This window comes from Rouxiella sp. T17 (assembly GCF_036663475.1).
GTDB lineage: Bacteria > Pseudomonadota > Gammaproteobacteria > Enterobacterales > Enterobacteriaceae > Rouxiella.
The window spans coordinates 1-22102 of the sequence record NZ_JAWUEA010000024.1 but is presented as its reverse complement, the minus strand read 5'-3'; the positions used below and the strand labels follow the sequence as shown (position 1 = coordinate 22102).

The following is a 22102-nucleotide window of genomic DNA, read 5'->3' as shown; positions in this document are numbered from 1 at the left end:
CATGACAGGCAGCTTTGGGCTATAAGCGGAAGAAGTACCATACTCTTTACAATTCATTTCAGGTTTATTAAAACTAAAAAGGTCACATTGGTTTATTGCTATAAATTTTTCGTAGCAATGTCTCAATGGCTAGGCCAAGCCCACCTATTTAGGAGGTTTTGAAGTGTGTCTTAATGAAAAATATTTGCCTGACTACCAGTTCAGCGAGAAACATTCGCTGAACATTTTGGCTCCGCACGCGGACATCATGTCAGCAATGTGCCAAAAACAGACCTTACTAAGTCCGCACTGTATTAATTGTTAAGGAGCAGATCACAGCGCACGATCCTGTAGCAGGCGCGGCCGAATTCAATCAGTGGCTGACGACGAAAAAATATCCTACATTTTCGTTGCGTGGTTACATTAGCGGCTTGGCAAAACAGTCAGGAGATTCTGGCAGACGTCTATCCGCTTTACTGCTAGAGCTACTCCGTGCGAAAAACTTGGAAGAGCATAGCCGGACGATCGCCCGAAATGATCTGAAAGTGTTTCCTTACGGCTGTGTACTGCTGCTTTGCCACGATGAAATTATGGCGTTGAAAGCCACTGACCGGCTTAGTCTTCGCAACGAGCTTATTTTGCGATATTCTGAAGCGAGATGAGGCCGCCAATGGCCGTACGTGCTTCGTTAAGGCGGAGGCACCTGACCACGCTATATACTTATACGCTAACAGAAAAAAATGGGGCTCCCTAGCATGATTGTGTCTTCATTCATTCCGAGATGGATGAAATTCCCCAAGTTGCAACTTATTTCGAATTATTGCATGCTCATCCTCAGTAAATGTATACTTTCTCATTATAAGAATACGGAGCAGAGCGCCAACTGCTGGCAGCAATGAAATGCAAAAAAATAGCCCATTTAATGTCCATTCAGACTGCTTTACATTTGGTGTGTAATTTAGAATCAGCAAAATAAAACCAGACAGGCCACCGGCTATAGCTACGGAAAGTTTCCCGACAAAAGTCTGTCCGGAAAATGTTATAGCCGCACATCGTTTTCCAGTATGGTAGTAAGAATATTCAACTGTATCAGCGATCATTGCTGATATTAATGGGTTTGTCATCATAAATATGGCAGTGATTACTGTTAACCACACCATCACCGCTAGGGGACTTTGATATCCTGTAAACCAAAATCCTATACGTGCAATGATTTCAAGAAGGCATAATATTATAAATAGGTCCCTCTTCTTGAAATAACGTGTTAACAATGGCGTTCCTAAGCACGCTAGAGCACAAGCAAATGTAATCGTTCCAATAATAGATACAAGCCCCGCATCGCCCATATTATAAGTAAAAAAGAAAATATAAAGACTATTGACGATATTGTAAAACACATTCAGAAAAAATGCGCTGAGTATAAAAAACAATGGTTTGTTTTTCCTAGCCACTATAAAAGTTTGCTTAAGAGTAACTTTCTCGTGAGAAGAAACTTTAATCCTTTCTTTAATGTTAAAAAACCCATTCAACATTAAGATCAAACCTAAACTCATCAGTGTTATTGCACCTAAAAAGTAACCATGGTCATTGCTTTTTTCTGAAAATAATTTGCTAATATAAGGGAATAATACTAAGGTTGCGCCGATGCCTGCATTGACACCTAGCATGGCACAGGTCGATGTTTTTGCACGTTCTTGAGGTTCATCGGTCATAACAGAAGTCATTGACCAGAATGGAATATCAGAAAGCGCATATAATGTTCCCCACAAAATATAAGTAACTCCCGCATATATTGTTTTTGTCATCAGGCTAGCATCAATGTTATAAAATGCAGCGGCTGTAACAAGAAAGATAAGAAATGGAGCAAATAATAGGAATGGCCGGAATTTTCCCGAACGCATATTGAGAGTATCCATTACGCCAGCTATAAGTGGGTCATGAACAGCATCCCAAACTCGGGCAATTAAGAAAATCATACTTGCCGCTACGGGAGAAATACCCATTATATCGGTGTAAAAAAATAGAATAAAGCTCCCCACGAGGCCGAAGCTAAAACATTGACCCATGCCATAACCGAAATAAGATGCAAGCTCTTTCAATGGAATTTTCACATCCGAATGATTATATTTCATTCTTAACCTTTTAACATATATAAGAAGCTTGGGATTTATGATTTCCGTCATGGATTGTAAAACGGTGCACCATGACGGCATTTATTTAATCGTTTTGCATAATGAAAGATTTAATTAAATCCGTTTCTGAAGGGTCGTATACACTACCATCTTCATTTAATAAATCATGAAACCAGCGAGACTGATAATCTTTATCAATACGTTTTATTTCTGGCCATGGCACATGGGTTTGTGTTCGCCCCTTAACAAGGCCCCATTGATAACAGCCTATTCTCTCTTCTTGGAACACCGGTAATTGTTCATGCATATGCGATTCCGCATGCCGGGCCAGCCACTCCGTGCAAAAAATTGGTCGCTTGAAATTTTTCAAATACGTTATAGCTTCAATCAGTAAATTCTTAGGTACATATGCATGAAAAGATATGATATCTGAGAGTTCCAGCGCGCGCTGGTCAGTTGGATGTTTGTAAAGTGGAGTAGTTAACTCAATAATATTAGCAACATGCCACGCGCCCACGGTTAATGGCTGTATGGGGTTTATTTCACGCGCCCAACTAAAGGCTTTCTCCATCAAATTATGACTATATTCATCCATTGAAGGATCGAAGGCGGCTTCGCCATTTAAAGTAAATATCATCCGGTTAGTAGGTTCATTATAAAGATCCCATATGATGATCCTTTTATCATGTGAGAAATAGCTAATGATATCCTTAACATATCCTTCAACTTGCCACCATAGATTAGGTTGCATCACAATATTACGACCGGGACTCGCTGCTGCCTGACTATTATGCAAATCAGGTACAGGTTGCTTTTGCTGCCCAATGAAAGGATGATCCCCCGAAAATCCGCAATCATCCATCAGAGTCATCATGACTTTGATGTCATTTTGCTTACAGATAGCAAGAAATTGTTCGATACGCTTAATTAATCCGTCACGATCATGAAGCCAGACAATGAAAGGCAAATTAGTGCGCAAAGTGTTGTAACCAACATCTTTAGCCCACTGTAATTCCTGAGCGATACATGCAGGATCAAAAGTATTTTGTTGCCACATTTCAGTCCAGTTAACAGCGGTACGCGGTAAGTAGTTAAAGCCACGTAACCAACCCTGTTGTTCATGCCATTCCCACACCTTTTCACAAGACCACTTGCCCACCATATCCTAATTCCTTCGTTAATTAATGCTAGAAACTAATATATTACTAATAATATTAGTAGTAATCTTTCTTCGCTTCAAAAGTGACACCTCTCACAAAAAAAATGAAAAGTTTATTTTAAGTTATTGTAATTAAAGGATATAGTTTGTAGCTATGATTTTAAGCACGCTCTGTAGATTTGACTAAAGCTGGGAGATTTGCAGGAGGGCGCCTGTCTATCAGGGAAATCTGTTAACATAGAATGTAATAAATATTGAACGGTGAATTATTAATGAATCTACCAACTAAAGTTACCATGAGTCACATAGCTGCTAGAGCGGGTGTATCACAATCAACTGTTTCACTTGTATTAAATGGTTCTTATAATATTAAGTTGTCGGATGCTACTCGAGAAAAAGTATTAGGTGTTGCGCATGAAATGGGATATGTCCACAAAGCGGCGAGCCGCCCTTTAGTTGCTGCTAAAATAGCTATGGTCATCACCAGCCTAGTCAACCATGATCCTTTTATTGAAGCGATAAGTGCTGCCCAACAAGCCGCAAGACAACATAACAAGCTGTTAGCAATCTTTGATCTCGAAAACGAACCTGAAAATTGTGGCGCGCTTGAGGATGAAATAAGCCATGGAGGCTATCAGGGGCTGATTTATGCTTCCTGCATGACGAGACAACTGACGCCGATATTTCCAAACCTATCGATTCCTCGGGTCATGTTGAATGGTTATTGCCATGAATTATCAGGCGTACCTTGCATTCTCCCCGCTGATAAAATCGGCGCATACAAAGCTACTTTTCATCTGCTTGAACAAGGGTATACAAGGATTGCAATTCTTGCTGGTGAAATGTGGATGGATGCCGCCAATGACCGTATCGAAGGTTACAGGCAGGCATTGATAAACTATGATATTTATCCGGAAGAGCGCTATATCCAAGTAACAAACTGGTCTCTGAAAGAAGCCTATATTAAAACCATAAAATTGCTGGAAATGAAAACACGTCCTGAAGCGATTTTCTGTAGTAGTGACTACATAGCATTGGGTTGTTATCAGGCTATTTTTTCTAAAGGTTTGCGTATACCGGAAGATGTTGCAGTTGTCGGTTATGACAATCAAAGTCTTTCTTCTGAATTAACGCCCGAACTAACATCTGTAGATTTACCGTACGGTGAAATGGGAGAAATAGCTCTTCATACTTTATTAGATATTGCTAACCAACATTCAATAGTAGATTTAAAAATGAAAGTTGAAGGCATGTTGGTTATTCGAGAGTCATCAATTCGACCTAAAAAAATTAAAAAAGTGTAACTTAGTATAGAGGAAAAGTTAAAATAAAGAACTCATGGCCCATTGACATGGGTTAAAGTTTTTTCTCACAACACCACATATTATAAATATAGTATGATGCCCCGTGGAAAAAATATAAAATATTATACGGACAGCGTGTAACAAGAAGATTATTAACCAGGGAGCGCTGACAATGTGACTTCATAAGTCAGCCAGAAATATAGTAGGCCGCTTGGAAAACGTAAAATATCCTACGTTAAGCCTGTTTCTTAAGCAGGCATGATGGGCAGTTTTGAGCGAAGAACCGACATTCCATAACTTTCTCAGCCAACCTGACGAGTATTCCATTCGTCACGGGTGATTTCCCAGAGTTCGGAATCCAGCAGACCGCTGACATACTCTTTCTTTTCAGTCCTGATGAGCCGCATACCACTGCTGTCTGAAATACGTTTTGAACGGCTATTGAGAGCCGCTTTAGGTGCTCGCAACACGGTCTTATTTAACGAATTAAACCAGTATCCGTAGCTGCAATACTGGCCTCACGCATAAAGTCCTGGCCCTGATGCTCCGGAGCTAACCAAAAACCACGGTTATTATCCTCAACGTCATACAGACAGATTAAACCCATCAGTTCGTCAGGCGTGTCACGGTGTCTGATAGTCCAGAACCAGCTATTCCATTTGCCATATCAGGCAAAGCAACGTTATTAACGTAATTCTCGGCACCGTTATCAGGATAGGGCCATGGTACTGAAGAGACCATGTAGCGAACTATCTCCCAACGTGGATAAAGCATCTGAATTTGTAAGGCATCTTCGGGGGCTAATGGCTTTAACAGCAAACGTTCTGTATAAAGTATGGGTATTGGCATCCGCACTTTTCCTTCCTGAGATTGATATCTATTTCCGTTTTATCCGTTCAATAACTACCTCAATTTATCTGGATGTGCAGAAAATACCCATGCAATTGGAGGTGCAGTTAGCAAATGGTCAAGGTCCGCTCTTGGCACTCAGCGGACCTTTTCTCACGTGCAGCTGGGCCCAAAGACTATGCTACTTTCAAGATACAGAGCCTCGCTCTCGGATGACTTACAAAAGATAATGCATCCTGCTGGGTTGGCCTCCAGTTTCAGTCTTTCCTCCCTCCTCAATCAAATCCCCCACATGCCGGCTTCGTAAATGACGTCGCGTTGCCCCCCCTCAGGTCTATGGCATCTAACGGTGCACGAAGACACGATATTGCCATTTTTCACGTCCTGCATCCCTTAAAATTTAGCGCTAGCCCCTTGTCCGCACTGTAGCCGGGCTGCTTTCCCTGAAGGTGCGTCGCGCGGCTAACTGTACCGACAGTTGCACTAATACTCTTCCGAACGGTTAAGATTAACCCGATTCGCGGGTAAAACCTTTTTTGCCATCAATCTTGAGCAGCAGTTCAATCAGATCGAGCGGAGGATTCAGCTGCCTGACCCGTCTATTAAGATCTATTATGACGTAACAGCGACATTGGCACCTCCAGTTTCTGAAGCTACTGATAGTCAGAGAAGGATATTTATCGTCATTGCCGATATGTACTTCCACATTTCCTTCAAACCGTTATGCCACAGCTTTCTAGCTCATTAAACTGAGCAGCTCGTTATTACTGGCCCGTATGCCCATCGGTGGGATACCTCACTGGTGCCATCGTAAAATCAGGGCACTGATACAGTCGTAACCTATCTAGGTTATTGGCTGGAAATTATGTAAAAAGAAATCAGACGACGGCGAGAAAATAATTTATGGGAAGTATTTTTGGCAGACATGGAAGACAGCTTAGAACAAGTATTCGGTGCCGGAAAGATCGATGTATTTTGTAAAGCAACTGCTTGGTGATATCTGATAATTCTGGATTAGGCTGCCTAGGTTGGAAAGGCTATGGCCTTGATTTACTTATTGAATAAGAAGATACGACCAAGCATGCCTATCAGTAAACGGTTTGCCTGAAAAGCGTGATGCAAGCAGATTTTTTATCTAAGTCCGATTTAATCAACAAAACAGTGGCGCTACTAATCTATTGAAATTAAAAGTAATTTATATGTAATTTGAAAGTAAATTACTTTTATTTCATATGTAACATAAATTTCAACAAAAGGTGTTGACTTTTATTTTGTATTAAATCAAACTCATTGGAGTTTTACTTCACATCAAAAATATATATGGATTTAAACTCCTATATATTTTGGTCGCTGTGAATAGTTATAAATAACATGCTTGATTTTATGTTCAAGCATGTCTTGACGCGTACTTAAAAGATTAATGCTTCATTCAATTTTGAAATATAGAAGTCAAAAAATAAAAAAATAATCACACACCTCGTACAAAATAAAAAAAGAGTGCCTCATAATGAAAAAACTGTTTTTATTATTTTCCGTTGTCTTAACTATACTAATCTCTTTCAAATCCCAAGCTCTTACTTTAAATGGATTCGGTGGCTATCGTAGCGGTAGTCATGCCTATGAAACACGTTTAAAAGTAAGCGAGAATTGGAAATCAGGGTGGTTTGCAAGTTTAGAAACAGATAGTTTTAACAAAACTCATGAAAACAACAATGAGCCTTTTGGATTAAGCTATAATGAAATAGACACAAATTATACAATTCACCTTACAGATAAACTATCTCTTAAACCCGGTCATTTGCTTCACTGGAGTTCAGCCGGCACACGTTTGGGACCCTACCTTAAACTGTCATATGATGTTAGAAAAGACCTTAATCTAGGGATACGTTATCGTTACGATTATAACCTTTTTCATTCAACAGATTTAAACGACAATAATTCCAGAGCACAACAACAACGATGGGATGGTTATATAACCTATCAGATGAATGATAAATGGATGACTGCATGGCAAACAACAGTTTATACATATGTTAATGATTATCGATATAACAACAATAAAACATGGGCTACAGAAAATGCTTTTGTAATACAGTACAAATTAACTCCAACTGTTGCGCCTTATATCGAATACGATTACCTTGACAAACAAGCATCATATAACGGCAAAAAGAACATTACAGAAAACAGTTACCGTGTAGGCATATCAATTACTCTTTAACAAAAAACAATTTAAGGTATTTCCAAAAATGAAAAAAATATCCTTTTCAATTGCTTTTTTCACTCTATTTTACCTAATCACTTGCAATGCTTCAGTATTACCTACTATTCCTGTGCCTTTTAAGTCAGGCACTGGTGTCATTGATAATAAAAAAATAATTTATATTGGCCTTGGGAGTGCTGGTAAATCGTGGTTTAAAATGGATCTTAATCAAGATGATAAACAATGGACTCCGATAGCTAATTTTCCTGGAGTGGCACGAGAACAGGCAACCTCAGTATTTATAAATGGTAATATTTATGTATTTGGAGGCTTTGGTAAATCTCAAAGTGGCTTAACCGAAGTGTTACATGACATATACAAATATAACCCTGAAAAGAATGAGTGGTCAGAGCTGATGTCGCATAGCCCAGTTGGGCTAGTAGGACATAGTTCATTTACCTATAATGGGAAAGCCATTATTATGGGCGGTGTAAATGAAAATATTTTCAATGGTTATTTCGAAGATCTTGCTAATACCAATAATGATGCTGGTTTAAAAAATAAAATCGTTTCAAAATACTTCGGCAAACCCGTTAACGATTATTTTTATAATAAACAAATTATATCTTTCGATCCAGAAACAGAACTTTGGGGCAGCCTAGGTTCTTTCCCATATGCCGGCACAGCCGGTTCAACAATAATTACTGAGAAAAACAATAAAATACTTATAGTTAATGGTGAGGTTAAACCTGGATTAAGAACACCTACTGCATATGAAGGCGAAATTAGAGGTAACCGTATTGATTGGCATCCTGTTGCATCGGTAGCAAATCCAGACGGCGTCGCGGGTGGTTTTGGTGGCATTTGTAATGGTTCTGCCATTTTCGCCGGCGGAGCAAGTTTTCCAGGCTCTTCGAAAAATTATGTCCAGGGACATTATTACGCACATGAAGGTCTGCAAAAAAAATATAGCGACACTGTTTATATATTTAGTAAAAACAAATGGATTAAAGCTGGTAATCTGCCGATAGGAATAGCTTACGGCGTGTCAATTCCTTGGAATAATGGACTCTTGATTATTGGTGGTGAGACTACCGGTGGAAAAGCAAACCCAGATTCTATGTTTTTACAAGTAAGCAAGGAAAAGTTGAGCGTTGCCTATTGATGCAATTAACCTTCACATATGAATAATTTCCTTTACCATGACTAGGCCGATTTTTTATATGGGTCTTATTATTGTGACAAGATTTTAGCGCTTATGTAACTATCCCGCTTAAAATGACTTTACCTGTATATGCTTACAAAGAGGCGGAGTAACTGCGCCTCTTTGCAAACCCTACATGAACTTGTATGAAAATTTATTATATACCTAAGAATATAATAGGATTATTTTTATTAGGCATAACTTTAAGGGAAATACAATGTGGAAAATATTAACCCCATCGGGTTGGGTGAATGGCGTTATTCAAGCTGATGGGAATGGCAGAATTGCTAAAATTATTAAAAAAGAGGGAGCTTTTAACGGGTATGTTATTCCGGGATTTATCGATTTACATGTTCATGGCGGTGGGGGTAAAGATATTATGCAAGGCGGAGATGCTATCAATATAATGAGCCAAACTCACGCCCGATTTGGCACGACTAGCCTTCTCGCTACAACCATGACATCTAGCCCTTCCTCATTGAAATCAGCCTTAAAAGATATTGATTTTTTTATGAAAAAACCACGGTACATCGGATGCTCTCGAGTATTAGGCGTACATTTGGAAGGACCTTTCGTTAGCCCTGACAAACTGGGTGCCCAGCCACCCCTTGCACGAAATGCCACAAAAAAAGAAATAGACCAACTTCTTGATTTGGCAGTAATTAAACTTATTACTCTTGCAGCAGAAATAGAAGATAACCGGAAGTTAATCCCATATTTAATTGAACGTGGTGTTTGTGTCCAACAGGGACACACTGCCGCCACTTATCAACAAAGCATGGACGCCATATCACTAGGTGCTACCGGGTTCACGCATCTTTTTAATGCCATGAGTGGCCTAGATCATCGCTGCCCAGGAGCTTTGACTGCAGCAATGGCACATACCACTTATGCCGAAATAATACCTGATTTTGAACATGTTCATCCCGGGGCAATCCTTGCAGCACGTCGTGCTATTCCCAAACTGTATGCAGTAACGGATTCTTGCTCCGCTGTAGGAATGCCAGCGGGTGAGTATACGCAAGGCGGATATGCAATTTATAAATGCGCAGGTAAAGCTGCCGCTCGATTGAAAAACGGCACATTAGCTGCCAGCACACTCACTATGGATAAGGCATTGCTTAATTTTATTGAATTAGGGTTAACATTAGAAGAAGCATCTTTACGCTTATCCACATATCCAGCTGAATTTCTTGGGATTAAAGATCGCGGCCGCCTTGAAATTAACGCATGGGCAGATTACGTTATACTGGATGAAAGTTTCAAACTTCAGGAAACCGTTATCGAAGGTGTAAGTGTTCCCTTGTGATATCTTACTTTTACGCGCGTCTTTCAACTATAGGCATCAAATGAGATATTTAAGACGCGTTGCTGAATGAATCGACCTGAAAACAGGTCGATTCAATTTAATAAATAACTATTAAATAACGACTAACTCTCCAAACCGCCATTGTCTTCCGCAATGCCTCCAGAAAGTAAGCCTTGGCAGAAGATAAGCAAACAGTAGTCCTATAAACCAATAGCATCTCGCATTCTGTTAACAACAACTTGCTTTTGCTCTTTTGTCAGTGCATGTAACGGCAAACGTGGATCACCCACATCAATACCATGCAACTGCATCGCAGCTTTACCCGCCGCGACACCACCAAACTCAACCAGCACACGAATAAGTTGGATAACACAGTCCATGCCCTTCTGCACAGCTGCCTGATCCCCGGCGTTGAAATCTTTAATGATTTTTTGGAACAAAGGTGCGGCATAGTTATACGTACTGCCGACTGCACCGATTGCCCCTACAGCCAGGCCGCCGGGTAAATGTTCGTCCACACCAAACGGAATATCAAACTTTCCGCCGCTGATGCGCAGACAGCGCTGGAATTCGTACAAATCTGGGCTATTAAATTTTATGCCGGACAAGTTAGGGATCTGAGACTCGGCTTTTATCAGGAATTGTTCCATATCAAAGTTCACGCCGGACATGCCTGAATGGTAGTAATAGAAACCTTTAGAAGGCGCGGCGCTGGCAATCGCCTGACAGTAGGCAATCAGGTCATCTACGCTGCCCGGCTTAAAGAAACAGGGTCCAATCACCGACGTCGCAAAGATGTCCAGAGTCTCGGCGTGGTGCGACAGTGCAATTGCATCTTTGATGCTGAGTGCACCGGTATGCAGAGTGATACTCAGTTTACCTTGCGCGGCTTTCACCCAGCGTTCCGCAATCTTTTGGCGCTCTTCGACTGAACAATGGATACCCTCTCCGGTGGTTCCGCAGACGTACACGCCCTGCACACCCTCGTTAATCAAATGTTCTGCAATCTGATCGATAACCTTAAAATTAACCTCACCCTGTGCGTCAAAAGGCGTATGTGGAGCGGCAATCAGACCTGTTAGTTTGTTCATATGCTTCCTCGTCAATTTCCAATGAATGAGCGGTCAGACCGCGGTTAATCAGTAATTTTGGCATTTTCAGGATGATTAATTGCCTCATGAAACCAGCCACAAATATGTTCGATACGGGTAATAGCCGAACCCACTGTCACTGCATGTGCACCTGCTTCAATCGCCGCCGCCGCAAGAGAGGGTGAGTTGTAACGCCCTTCTGCAATCACCCTGCATCCTGCTTGCGCTAACTGGCGAACAAGTTCGATATCCGGCTCTTGCGGCACAGGCGTTTGCGTATAACCTGACAACGTGGTGCCGATAAAATCGATACCCTGTTTTTGTGCCCGTAGTCCGTCTTCAAGGCAAGATGCGTCAGCCATTGTCAGGCATCCAGTTTCACGTACCCGCTGATACAGCGCTTTTACCGCAACAGGACGTGGGCGCAGGGTCACATCGAAAGCGATAATGTCCGCACCGGCAGCGCTCAGTGCGTCAACATCTTCCAGCCACGGTGTGATCCGGACCTCAGAGTCAGCCAGGTCGCGTTTAACAATACCGATGATGATGGCATCAGTGACCTTGCGTACTGCCTGAACATTGCTGATGCCTTCAATTCGTAGACCGACAGCACCACCGTCGAGAGCTGCACACGCCATTGCTGCCACAATCTCCGGTTTATCCATGGCACTATCAGGAACTGGCTGGCAAGAAACGATCAGACCTTGTTCAAGCTGGTTACAGAAATCGCTCAGGTTGCGAATGTTTGTCTTTCCCATGGCTTTAAACTCCAATATTATATTAAAAGTGAAGCGTAACTCCAGTGATGGTAGATGTTTTGTTCGCAGGACGCAATGAAGTGATATGTGTTAGTTATCAGTCAAAGGTTACGTGTTGTTAAATTTTAGTGAGGATCATGCAAATGGGTAAAGCGTTAGCACTGGATATTGGTGGAACAAAAATTGCTGCAGCCCTCGTGGCAGAGGACGGCCAGCTCTCAGACCGCCAGCAGATCATCACGCCACGAGGTGATGCAACACAACTGTCTGCGGCACTGGAAAAATTGATTACTCCCTTTCGTGACAGAGTAGATTTCATTGCAGTTGCTTCTACCGGCATTATCAATAATGGCCGCCTGACGGCACTCAACCCGGCCAATCTTGGCGGTCTGGCAGACTTTCCCTTACAAGACTGCATTCAGTCGATGGCCCATTTACCCATCATTTTGCTTAATGATGGCCAGGCGGCTGCATGGGCTGAATATCAGGCTCTGCGAGATGAGTGCAATAACGCCCTATTCGTCACGGTTTCAACCGGGGTCGGCGGCGGGATTATCTGGAATAAAAAATTATTAATCGGTCAAAACGGGCTCGCGGGGCATATTGGTCATACCGCTTTTGACCCACAGGGGCCAATGTGTGGTTGTGGTCGCCGAGGATGCGTTGAAAGTGTCGCGTCGGGATCTGCAATCGGTGCCGTTATGCATGAAGGCAAAAAAACGATATCCGCAGCCCGGGTTTTTGAGTTAGCCCATTCCGGCGATATTCAGGCACAACAGGTGGTGAACCAGTCAGCGACGGCAATCGCTTCAATGCTGGCAGATATTCATATCGCACTGGATCTGGATGTCGCGATTCTGGGTGGGAGTGTAGGGCTGGCGGAAGGATATCTGGAAAAAGTGATTGCGACACAACAGACGCTACCGAACGTCTACCGCGTCCCTCTTCAACTGGCACACCATCGGCAAGACAGCGGGTTAATTGGTGTTGCGTTGTGGGCCAGAGAAACACTCTGAATTCGGTCATTACTTTATCTTTAAACGATTACTCATCATGAGGTGCTTTATGTTTCACGGTTCTTTAGCACAACCGCTTTTTTTTGACGGATTACCTGAACGTATCCGATGGGTACTGGACTATCTTGCGAAGACATCGTTACAGGAATTGAGCTGTGGCCGCCACGACATTGACGGAGACCTGATGTTTATGAACGTCATGGAGTTTGACGCTCAGCCCGCACAAAATAAAAAAGCGGAACTGCATCACGTTTATGCCGATATTCAGGTGCTCATTAGCGGCATAGAAGGAATTGAATATTCTCCGTTCACTCCCGAAAAAAATCTTGGTCCCTATCAGGCCGATGATGATTACCAGCTCATTTCCGATATCCCACATAAAAGCCAATTGCATATGTTTCCTGGTATGTTTGCTGTATTTTTACCCGGAGAGCCTCATAAGCCAGGCTGCCAGATTGCAGGCTCCGATACCATCAAAAAAGTCGTTGTTAAACTCCATTATACCCTGTTGAGCTAGCCCTCCGGAGAGCTTTAAGCTTCACGAAATGAGGCAACTATGTAATGATGTGCACCAGATAAACCACTGTTTCCTTAATTTTTCTCCGAGGTAGCCGCGTGAAAACTGGTGCTCATCATTTTAAACCAGGTAAAATTCTTGATGCCTTGGGTGCAATTCAAAATAGTCTGACACGTTCCTCTCAGCGTATTGCCGTTTATGTCCAATCCGAACCCGCCAAAGTTACCCAACTTTCTCTCTCTGAGCTGTCATCACTGACCCAAGCTGGTGAAGCGACCATTATTCGTTTCTGTCGTACTTTGGGCTACAAAGGTTTTCAGGACTTTAAAATGGACCTGGCCATTGAAGTGGCAACACGATCCAGCAATGAGGAAAGTTTGCTAGATGCCGATGTTCAAGATGCCGACAGTGCTCAGGCAATAGCGAGCAGATTACAATCTGCCATCAATAATGTGCTGACAGAAACCATTAATCTGCTGTCGTTGGAAAACGTCGAGCAAGTGGCGAAACAGATGCGATCGGCAGACCGAATCTGTATTTTTGGATTAGGCACCTCCGGAATAACAGCCGAAGACGCGAAAAGTAAGTTGATGCGTATTGGTTTACGCGTAGATGCGGCGACAAATAACCACTTCATGTACATGCAGGCTTCACTGATGCAGCCCGGCGATGTCGCCATTGGTATCAGTCACTCGGGAACCTCCCATGAGACGGTGCATGCATTAAAGCTGGCGAAAGAAACGGGGGCCTTAACAGTCGCATTGACACACAACATGGGTTCGCGGCTCACTGAAGTGGCTGATTATGTATTGATCAATGGAAATCGCCAGGGACAATTGCAAGGCGATTCCATCGCTACCAAAATTTCTCAGCTGTTCGTTCTAGACCTGATTTACGCTTTGCTGGTGAAAGCTGATCCCATTCAGGCGGAAAAAATTAAACGAAAAACTACCCAGGCAATCAGTCAACACAATACCAACTAAACAATATTCTCCCACCTTATCTTTTAAAACTGCGCTGATCTTTTATCAGCGCAGTTTTAAACCTCTTCATTCTACTACTTGTTCTTCTGACGCCAGAATTTCGCCCCCTTTATCACATTTTCATCAGCCAGCGATTGTAATGGCTGGCTGATCTTATACACTCAAAATGGAGTTTAACTCCTATTTATATTTTTTAATGGAGCAAGGCGCTGTGCTTTGTGATTGTAACTGTCACACGTTTTGAAATGACGTAATCATAAATAATTAAGCGCCGACTTTGTCTGAACCACCCGAAAATCAATTTCTGCCCGTTAACTGACGGGCTGTGGAGATAGCAACGATATGAGCAATTCAACAGCGCCTCGAGCGAATACGCCAGATATCAGGCCACCTCGTTGGTATAAACAGTTAACACCATCACAGTGGAAAGCCTTTACAGCCGCCTGGATTGGCTATGCTCTGGATGGTTTTGACTTTGTGATAATTACGTTGGTGTTAATGGACATCAAGCAGGAATTTGGTCTGACACTGTTGCAGGCAAGTAGCCTGATTTCCGCCGCTTTCATCTCACGTTGGTTCGGCGGGCTAGTATTGGGCGCGATAGGCGATCGCTATGGTAGAAAGTTTGCCATGATCACCAGCATTGTGCTTTTCTCATGCGGAACATTATCCTGCGGGCTTGCACCGGGATACACCACACTGTTTGTCGCTCGGCTGGTGATTGGTATTGGTATGGCGGGAGAATATGGCTCCAGCTCGACCTATGTGATGGAAAGCTGGCCAAAGAATATGCGCAACAAAGCAAGCGGGTTTCTTATTTCCGGGTTTTCTATCGGTGCTGTGGTGGCTGCGCAGGCTTATAGCTTTGTCGTGCCGGCATTTGGCTGGCGCATGCTCTTTTATATCGGTCTATTGCCGATTGTTTTCGCATTGTGGTTACGTAAAAACCTGCCTGAAGCAGAAGACTGGGAAAAATCAAAACAAAAACAGCAACAAAATAAAGGAAACATTGATCGCAACATGTTAGATATCCTTTATCGTGGCCGCCTCACCCTCCTCAATATATTGCTCACAATATTTGCTGCTGCTGCGCTTTATGTCTGTTTTACCGGTATGATATCTACCGGCCTGATAACAATTTTCGGCATACTTTGTGCCGCCATCTTTATCTACTTTATGGTGCAGACCAGTGGCGAACGCTGGCCAACAGGTGTGATGCTGATGCTGGTTGTGTTCTGTGCTTTCCTTTACTCATGGCCGATACAAGCCCTGCTACCGACTTATCTGAAGACCGAACTGGGATATAATCCGCACACAGTCGGTAATGTGTTGTTCTTTAGTGGGTTCGGTGCAGCGGTCGGATGTTGTGTTGGCGGTTTTCTTGGCGACTGGCTGGGTACCCGTAAAGCGTATGTCACCAGCCTGCTAGTTTCTCAGTTGCTTATTATTCCGCTCTTCGCTATTGGCGGCTCGAATATTCTCGTTCTTGGTGGCCTGCTGTTTTTACAGCAAATGCTGGGGCAAGGAATAGCTGGATTGCTTCCTAAGCTGTTGGGCGGCTATTTTGATACAGAACAGCGGGCTGCAGGACTGGGCTTTACCTATAACGTTGGAGCATTGGGCGGCGCAATTGCGCCGATATTGGGCGCCTCTATCTCCCAGCACCTAAGCCTTGGTACCGCATTAGGTTCGCTATCCTTCAGTCTGACTTTTGTAGTGATCCTGCTAATAGGATTCGATATGCCATCTAGGGTTCAACGCTGGATCCGTCCTTCCGGTTTAAGAATGAACGATACAATTGATGGGCAACCTTTCAGCGGTGCGATAAGAACGAACAGGAAAATTCATAAGGCACGTAGTCTATAGTGGCTATTGAATGTGATCATCTATTCTGAGGTGAGAATGGCGCATAGAAGGCCCTTAGGGAAACACTCAGCTGTTGATGTTGGTTTTTTCTTATGCGGCCTTTTTTTATGGGTGTAGTGGCATACTGCATTTGGCCGCCTGAACACAGATGATGTATATGCAAGAGTAATGAATCCTCGCTCAGCAATGCGACGCGCATTTTGCTCTTTGTCACCACTGGCTGGGTGACTCATAACAATCGCAGGGTGTGGTCCTTTTCCAAGTCCGTCAGGAATGTATAGATTGCCGCAAAATTTACATGGCGCGATCTGTTTTAAAGAATACTCAATGGCGGCTTTGAGCGAGGTATAGTCATTCGCACCCTGAGAATTACACTATTAAGTGATTCAGGGTATGCGCTTACTGGTTACGAATATTGAGCGAGAATCACGTGATGATCGCCGCTTTTCTTTCGAGCCAGTAGGTGCTCCACGTTCGCTAACGAATACTCAGGGCATGCAGATAAACTGCTGGCTATATTTCTTTCGAAGAGCGTGGAATGCATACCAATCCCCGATAAAAAGGAGTTGGTGATGACTGTGACTAATCAATTTGCTGCGCACGTTGGTCTGGACTGGGCAGATAAAAAACACGATGTCTGTGTTCAGTTTAAAAACGGTGAACGCGTATTCCATGTGATTGAACATACAGCAGAAGCCCTTGATGTCTGGCTTACAGAGTTACACCAGAAGGTTAAAGGCAGAATCGCAATAGCTCTCGAGCTGAAGAAGGGCCCCGTGGTATATGCTCTTCAAAAATATCCCTTTATCACCGTTTTCCCCGTCCACGCTTTGTCCCTGGCTCGTTACCGGCAAGCCTTCTCCCCCAGCGGCGCTAAGGATGACCCGCAGGATGCCGAGCTGGCATTAGAGTTAATGCTGCGTTATCCCCAAAAGATAAAAGCTATTGAACCCGACAATGCGGATATCCGGTTACTCCAGCAACTGGTTGAGCAGCGTCGTCAGCTGGTTGAAGATAAACGTCGTTTTGTGAACCGTATAATCAACACGCTTAAACAGTATTATCCTCAGCCCCTGGAGTGGTTCTCACATCGGGGTAGCTTACTGTTGTGTGAGCTGATTATCCGGTGGCCCAGTCTGCAACAACTGAAACGAGCCAGGCGCGACACGATCCGAAATTTTCTGAATGCCAGAGGTGGCCGCGCAATGGCCCTTACCGAGCAACGTGTTGCGAGTATTGATAATGCGATCCCATTGACGACAGACCCGAGTGTTATAGAGGCTAATGCCTTGATGGCAACAGCACTGGCGACACAAATTAAAGTCGTGAGTGAAATCATCAAAACCTATGACGAACGCATTGAAACGCTGTTTGACACATTGCCAGATGCGGGGCTGTTCAAATCACTTCCGGGCATGGGGCCGTGTATGGGCCCACGGATGCTTGCTGCACTTGGTGATAACCGTGACCGGTTTAACAGCGCTGAAGAAATTCAAAACTATGCAGGTATTGCACCGGTGACCGAACGAAGTGGCCAGAAATCATGGGTTCACTGGCGATGGCAATGTGGCAAGTTCGTCAGGCAGACCTTTGTCGAATGGGCTGCGAAGACGATTAACTCATCATACTGGGCCAGACTTTATTATCAGGGACTGCGAGAAAAAGGAAAATCTCACCAGTCTGTAATCCGGGCTCTTGCCTTCAAATGGATAAGGATCATTTACCGCTGCTGGAAGACCAGAACCCAGTACGACGAAGCGAAGTATTTGCTGGCTCTCGAAGCGCGACACTCGCCCTTACTGAAGCCATAAAAAGCTTGTCGAATGTCTCAGGGCGTGAAGCGGACGTCCGTTTCATGCCGCACGGGACTGCCGCATGAACTCGCGGGACTCTATCTTGGCGCGAGGCAATCCGGCCTGGCACAGCACGGCGAGAGTGAACGCCATGTCCTCCCCAGCTGTCTCGCTACGGGTTTCTTTGAGAACTATGAAGAGGGGGCTGGGATAGCGCCCCCTGTAGCCCATTCAGACTGTGATAACCGGACGATCGTAGTTTTTGGCATAGGCGTTTTCCACGCCGGTCAGAATCTCCACGATATCGAAATAGCGATCCCAGAAGGCCGTTTCACGCAGGTCTTCCACCAATAATTGGTAGGAATGATGGTCCGCTGCGTCCCACATCCAGATGTCGGTGACACGGGTGGAATAAAACTCCACGTCGAAAAAGCGCAGCGAGACGTTCGCCGCGTGCTTCTTGAGGATCGGAGTGAAATGCTCTGCCAGAAGCTTGAAGCGGTGATCGACGGGGAACCCGAGCCATTCAGGCGAGGTCTTGACCAGCATAAAGACGGTTACGGTCGGTTCGAAGGGCAATTGTGGATTGGTCATCATGTGTCCTTGTATAATCATGTGGAGGACATATAATGCGAGCATAACCTCATATTTGGCAACTCGCATTCAATCCATGAAACAGACGACGACCTCGCAGCGCCCGCGTCCTCGGAAAATGCCTCGCCAAGGCCGTTCCGCCGAGACGGTGCGGGCGATCATTGAGGCGACGGCTCGCATTCTGGAACAGGGTGGACTCGGTGCGTTCACGACTAATGCAGTCGCCGAGTGGGCCGGCGTCAGCATCGGCTCGCTCTATCAGTATTTTCCCGGCAAGGAGGCGCTGATCGGGGCCTTGATCGTGCGCGAGACATCGCTGCTGATCGCCGAGTGCGAGGCGATAGTCGCTGCTGCGAACGGTCGAGAGGCATTGCAAGGTGTGATCGCGTCAGCAGTGAACCATCAACTGCGCCGACCGGCCCTGGCCAGGCTGTTGGATTTGGAAGAGGCACGACTGCCCTTAGATGAAGATACCCGGTGCGTAACACGCCGGCTGCACTCGATCCTGTTGTCTATCCTGGCGCGGACCGATCTCCCGCAACAGCCCGATCTTGATTTAGCCGCGCAGGACGTGTTGGCGATCATCAAGGGTATGGTGGACGCTGCCGGAGAACGCTGCGAACAGGATCGGGACGCTCTTAGCTCACGCGTGGGCAGAGCCGTCTTCGGTTACCTGGAGAATGCCGCCTGACGATTTGGCGATCCTATCTCCAACAATGGATCGCGAAGAATACCTTTGCTGATATCCCGCATCATGCCGGAATCGTTTTCCATCACCCTTAAGCCTTCGTAGTGTAAGTCATGATAGGGTTCAAGCCTTAAACGCGCAGTTTCTAAATTCATCTGACACTCCTTTTACCTGAAGTCATTACTTCCGCTTACTTCTCCACATAAACCACCATATTACGATGTAAGGCTGTGTCCGCTTCTGGCACAAAGCAGACGCTGTACAAACATCCCCATTACGATTGATCGCGCTGAATGCTAAGTTCATAAACTACACAGGGCACATCGTAATGCTGTTCTATTGCTTTGTAAGTCATGCCTAATCGCTGCATCACTCGCTGAGAGGGAGTATTTTCAGGATCGGCAACAGCCACTAAATATGTTGCGCCTATCTGCTCAGCTGCAAAATTAATAATTACTTTGGCCGCTTCTGTTGCATAGCCTTTGCCATTCTGTTCTGGGACGAGTCGCCAGCCAATCTCTAAAGGTGCACCCTCAACGTTTGCCAGGTATTGTAGGCATGCTGCGCCAACGATGGCCTCAGAAGCCTTCTCTTTGATAGCCCACCATGAAAATCCGTATTTCTCCCAACGCGCCTGAACACGCCTGATACTTTCCCAGGTCTCTTCTGGTGTCTTAACAATACCCTTGCTGATATAACGCATCACGCCGGAATCGTTATCCATCACCCTTAAGCCTTCGTAGTGTGAGTCATGATAGGGTTCAAGCATTAAACGCGCAGTTTCTAAATTCATCTGATAATCCTTTTTCCGTGAAGGTGTTAACTGGATGCCACTCTCTATCAATCAACGTATCGCGCTGTTAACAATGTCCGCTCCCCGCACACAGCTGCCGTTCAAATGATACCCTTCACTTGAGATATCTTGGTCATTTGGGTGTGATGCTTAGGTATGTGGCAACCGATCGCCCGTAACGGACTGGGGATTGCAAAAGCATGTTCTGAAAAGGTGGTTTTTTTTAACGCCGATGATTGTGGAGAATGCCGGCAATCCACAATGTAGCGAAAATTGGTGAAAGGGGGGCCGTTTTCGCCCCATCAACGCGGCGGGACGCACGCCTGACGTTCACGGGGTCGCCGTCGGCAAAAGAGGGAGCACCAGAGGGCAGTGACCGTCAGCGTTGAGCGAAAGGCGTGGTTAAACCAAACTCCCCAGTATTTGCTTTGCGGGCAGGTAGTCATAGGACGTCACTTCAATCTTGTTATGGCTAAGATCGCTGAAATAGACGGACATCGATACCTCGTGATCGCACACAGTGAAGGGGATGTTGTGACGGTTTAGGATCGGTATGAGCCCTAAAAATACGGGTGCCTCAACGCCGAAAGCCATCGTGTGACCAGGATGCTGGGATTTTCTGAGAAAAAGGGAAAGTGACGCCCCGTGATTCCTGATGACCAGCGGCCCCCCTTGTTCAAACCAGAAGTACTGAGTCTCATCGCGGGAGAAGCCAAGAACCTCGTGATACCAGATTTCTGCCTGCGTAATGTCTTCAACGTATACGTGTATGTGATCAATCTTTGTTATCTTCACAGCAAACTTTCCTGATTTTTATTATCTGAAATACTCCTTGGGTCATCTTAAATAAACAATCTTCAAAGCACAAAGCAACACAATATTGACTTACCCCCCAGTATGGTCCTTTTTTGCGTGTAACTTCTCCTTCTGGCACAGGGCTGCTGTTGCAGCCCTGACAACCTTACACTTCAATCGACTCAGAGATCTCTAACGCATCATCGACTTCAATGCCCAGATAACGCACAGTGCTTTCCAGTTTCTTATGACCTAACAGAAGTTGGATGACCCGGAGATTCTTGGTCTTCTTGTATATCAGGTAAGGTTTTGTTCTTCTCATGGAATGTGTGCTGTACAGCGAATCTTCGAGACCAAGCTTTCCTACCCATCCATGAAAAATACGGTTGTATTGCCGTGTTGAAATGTGTTGGCAAGAACCGACCCTAGATTGGAACAAGTAGTCTTTACTGTGCAGATTGCCCAGCTTTATTAACGCTGCAACTGCTTCTCTTGTCCCTTTGGTTATCTCAAATTGGACGGGGCTACCGGTTTTCTGTTGTAACACCGTTGCTCTGCTCGAAACAGAACTGCCATATGCAACATCTGATACTTTGAGTTTTACCAGTTCACAGCCCCTGAGTTTACTGTCTAAGGCCATGTTGAACAGGGCTAAATCGCGCGTTTTACCTTCCAATTCAAGTCTAATTCGAATCCCCCAGATATAAGATATCTGAAGCGGTCTTTTTTGTCCGATGATACGGTCTTTTTTCCACGGTGACGTGTTCATGCTCAAACCTCCTGCAATGTGGGAGACTTAAGTATGATTGTCCCTCATGGGGTCAGTTTGGATATCGAAAATTATTGTACGTTAAGGCTATTTTTTGACCTCTCTACTTTAGCTGGCCTCAGCCGACGAAACTTACCGGAAGCCGGTATCCGGTTGCTTTTCCATATATAATCGCCTGTCAGATTGAATAGACCCGGGTTTCGTAGACACTTTTTTGCCTCATTGGACTGCCCCCGCCCCGGTAGACGATCCTGCCCTATAGTTGGACTGCCCCCGCCCCGGTAGACGATCCTGCCCTAT

At 44.6% G+C, this 22102-nt stretch carries 19 protein-coding genes and 1 pseudogene; 10 read left to right on the top strand and 10 right to left on the bottom strand.

Annotation, left to right across the window (positions count from 1 at the left end):
- Positions 1 to 746 precede the first annotated feature (746 nt).
- The gene (locus tag SC206_RS05625) at positions 747 to 2111 is read right to left on the bottom strand and encodes an MFS transporter (protein ID WP_442976032.1); all 1365 of its coding nucleotides are present in this window, start codon (positions 2109 to 2111) and stop codon (positions 747 to 749) included.
- 85 nt (positions 2112 to 2196) lie between these two features.
- Positions 2197 to 3273, bottom strand: a complete 1077-nt coding sequence (locus SC206_RS05620) for a cellulase family glycosylhydrolase (RefSeq protein WP_332735022.1) — start codon at positions 3271 to 3273, stop codon at positions 2197 to 2199.
- A gap of 269 nt (positions 3274 to 3542) precedes the next feature.
- On the opposite strand from SC206_RS05620, the gene SC206_RS05615 reads away from it, so the two are divergent.
- On the top strand, positions 3543 to 4574 hold the full coding sequence (locus SC206_RS05615; protein WP_332735021.1) for a LacI family DNA-binding transcriptional regulator: 1032 nt from the start codon (positions 3543 to 3545) through the stop codon (positions 4572 to 4574).
- A gap of 302 nt (positions 4575 to 4876) precedes the next feature.
- Here the strand turns inward: SC206_RS05615 and SC206_RS05610 are convergent.
- Positions 4877 to 5423, bottom strand: a pseudogene (locus SC206_RS05610) (GNAT family N-acetyltransferase).
- Positions 5424 to 6930: 1507 nt separating this feature from the next.
- Here SC206_RS05610 and SC206_RS05605 point away from each other — a divergent pair.
- From SC206_RS05605 to nagA, 3 genes are all read left to right on the top strand, one after another.
- Complete coding sequence (locus tag SC206_RS05605; RefSeq protein WP_332735020.1) at positions 6931 to 7644, top strand: oligogalacturonate-specific porin KdgM family protein; 714 nt, start codon at positions 6931 to 6933, stop codon at positions 7642 to 7644.
- A gap of 28 nt (positions 7645 to 7672) precedes the next feature.
- The gene (locus SC206_RS05600) at positions 7673 to 8791 is read left to right on the top strand and encodes an N-acetylneuraminate epimerase (RefSeq protein WP_332735018.1); all 1119 of its coding nucleotides are present in this window, start codon (positions 7673 to 7675) and stop codon (positions 8789 to 8791) included.
- Between the two features lie 256 nt (positions 8792 to 9047).
- Positions 9048 to 10139 carry an N-acetylglucosamine-6-phosphate deacetylase gene (gene nagA, locus SC206_RS05595; protein ID WP_332735016.1) on the top strand — a complete coding sequence of 364 codons (1092 nt, stop codon included), beginning with the start codon at positions 9048 to 9050 and terminating at the stop codon, positions 10137 to 10139.
- A 200-nt stretch (positions 10140 to 10339) separates the two neighbouring features.
- On the opposite strand, the gene SC206_RS05590 is transcribed toward nagA, so the two are convergent.
- Both SC206_RS05590 and SC206_RS05585 read right to left on the bottom strand, forming a co-directional pair.
- A complete protein-coding gene (locus SC206_RS05590; protein WP_332735014.1) occupies positions 10340 to 11230 on the bottom strand; it encodes a dihydrodipicolinate synthase family protein in 891 nt (296 codons plus the stop codon).
- Between the two features lie 44 nt (positions 11231 to 11274).
- Positions 11275 to 11988 (bottom strand): N-acetylmannosamine-6-phosphate 2-epimerase, encoded by a 714-nt coding sequence (locus SC206_RS05585; RefSeq protein WP_332735012.1) that lies wholly within the window; start codon positions 11986 to 11988, stop codon positions 11275 to 11277.
- 143 nt (positions 11989 to 12131) lie between these two features.
- On the opposite strand from SC206_RS05585, the gene SC206_RS05580 reads away from it, so the two are divergent.
- The 5 genes from SC206_RS05580 (at position 12132) to SC206_RS05560 (ending at position 18181) form a co-directional block, all read left to right on the top strand.
- Positions 12132 to 13004 (top strand): N-acetylmannosamine kinase, encoded by an 873-nt coding sequence (locus SC206_RS05580; protein ID WP_332735010.1) that lies wholly within the window; start codon positions 12132 to 12134, stop codon positions 13002 to 13004.
- Positions 13005 to 13053: 49 nt separating this feature from the next.
- Complete coding sequence (gene nanQ / locus SC206_RS05575; RefSeq protein ID WP_332735009.1) at positions 13054 to 13521, top strand: N-acetylneuraminate anomerase; 468 nt, start codon at positions 13054 to 13056, stop codon at positions 13519 to 13521.
- A 98-nt stretch (positions 13522 to 13619) separates the two neighbouring features.
- Positions 13620 to 14504 carry a MurR/RpiR family transcriptional regulator gene (locus SC206_RS05570; protein WP_332735007.1) on the top strand — a complete coding sequence of 295 codons (885 nt, stop codon included), beginning with the start codon at positions 13620 to 13622 and terminating at the stop codon, positions 14502 to 14504.
- 342 nt (positions 14505 to 14846) lie between these two features.
- A complete protein-coding gene (locus SC206_RS05565; RefSeq protein ID WP_332735005.1) occupies positions 14847 to 16370 on the top strand; it encodes an MFS transporter in 1524 nt (507 codons plus the stop codon).
- Between the two features lie 572 nt (positions 16371 to 16942).
- On the top strand, positions 16943 to 18181 hold the full coding sequence (locus SC206_RS05560; protein ID WP_332735003.1) for an IS110 family transposase: 1239 nt from the start codon (positions 16943 to 16945) through the stop codon (positions 18179 to 18181).
- Between the two features lie 213 nt (positions 18182 to 18394).
- On the opposite strand, the gene SC206_RS05555 is transcribed toward SC206_RS05560, so the two are convergent.
- Positions 18395 to 18760, bottom strand: coding sequence for a darcynin family protein (locus SC206_RS05555; RefSeq protein ID WP_332735001.1), 366 nt, complete (start codon positions 18758 to 18760; stop codon positions 18395 to 18397).
- Between the two features lie 73 nt (positions 18761 to 18833).
- Here SC206_RS05555 and SC206_RS05550 point away from each other — a divergent pair, with 73 nt between their 5' ends.
- Positions 18834 to 19448, top strand: coding sequence for a TetR/AcrR family transcriptional regulator (locus SC206_RS05550; protein ID WP_332734999.1), 615 nt, complete (start codon positions 18834 to 18836; stop codon positions 19446 to 19448).
- Here SC206_RS05550 and SC206_RS05545 read toward each other — a convergent pair.
- The 4 genes from SC206_RS05545 to SC206_RS05530 form a co-directional block, all read right to left on the bottom strand.
- Complete coding sequence (locus SC206_RS05545) at positions 19427 to 19600, bottom strand: hypothetical protein (protein ID WP_332734997.1); 174 nt, start codon at positions 19598 to 19600, stop codon at positions 19427 to 19429. The two genes, SC206_RS05550 and SC206_RS05545, sit on opposite strands and share 22 nt — an antisense overlap.
- A 119-nt stretch (positions 19601 to 19719) precedes the next feature.
- Complete coding sequence (locus SC206_RS05540; RefSeq protein ID WP_332734995.1) at positions 19720 to 20238, bottom strand: GNAT family N-acetyltransferase; 519 nt, start codon at positions 20236 to 20238, stop codon at positions 19720 to 19722.
- A gap of 402 nt (positions 20239 to 20640) precedes the next feature.
- Positions 20641 to 21033, bottom strand: coding sequence for a VOC family protein (locus SC206_RS05535; RefSeq protein ID WP_332734993.1), 393 nt, complete (start codon positions 21031 to 21033; stop codon positions 20641 to 20643).
- A 166-nt stretch (positions 21034 to 21199) separates the two neighbouring features.
- Entirely contained in the window at positions 21200 to 21802 is a 603-nt protein-coding gene (locus tag SC206_RS05530) for a site-specific integrase (protein ID WP_332734991.1), read from the bottom strand.
- Positions 21803 to 22102 lie beyond the last annotated feature (300 nt).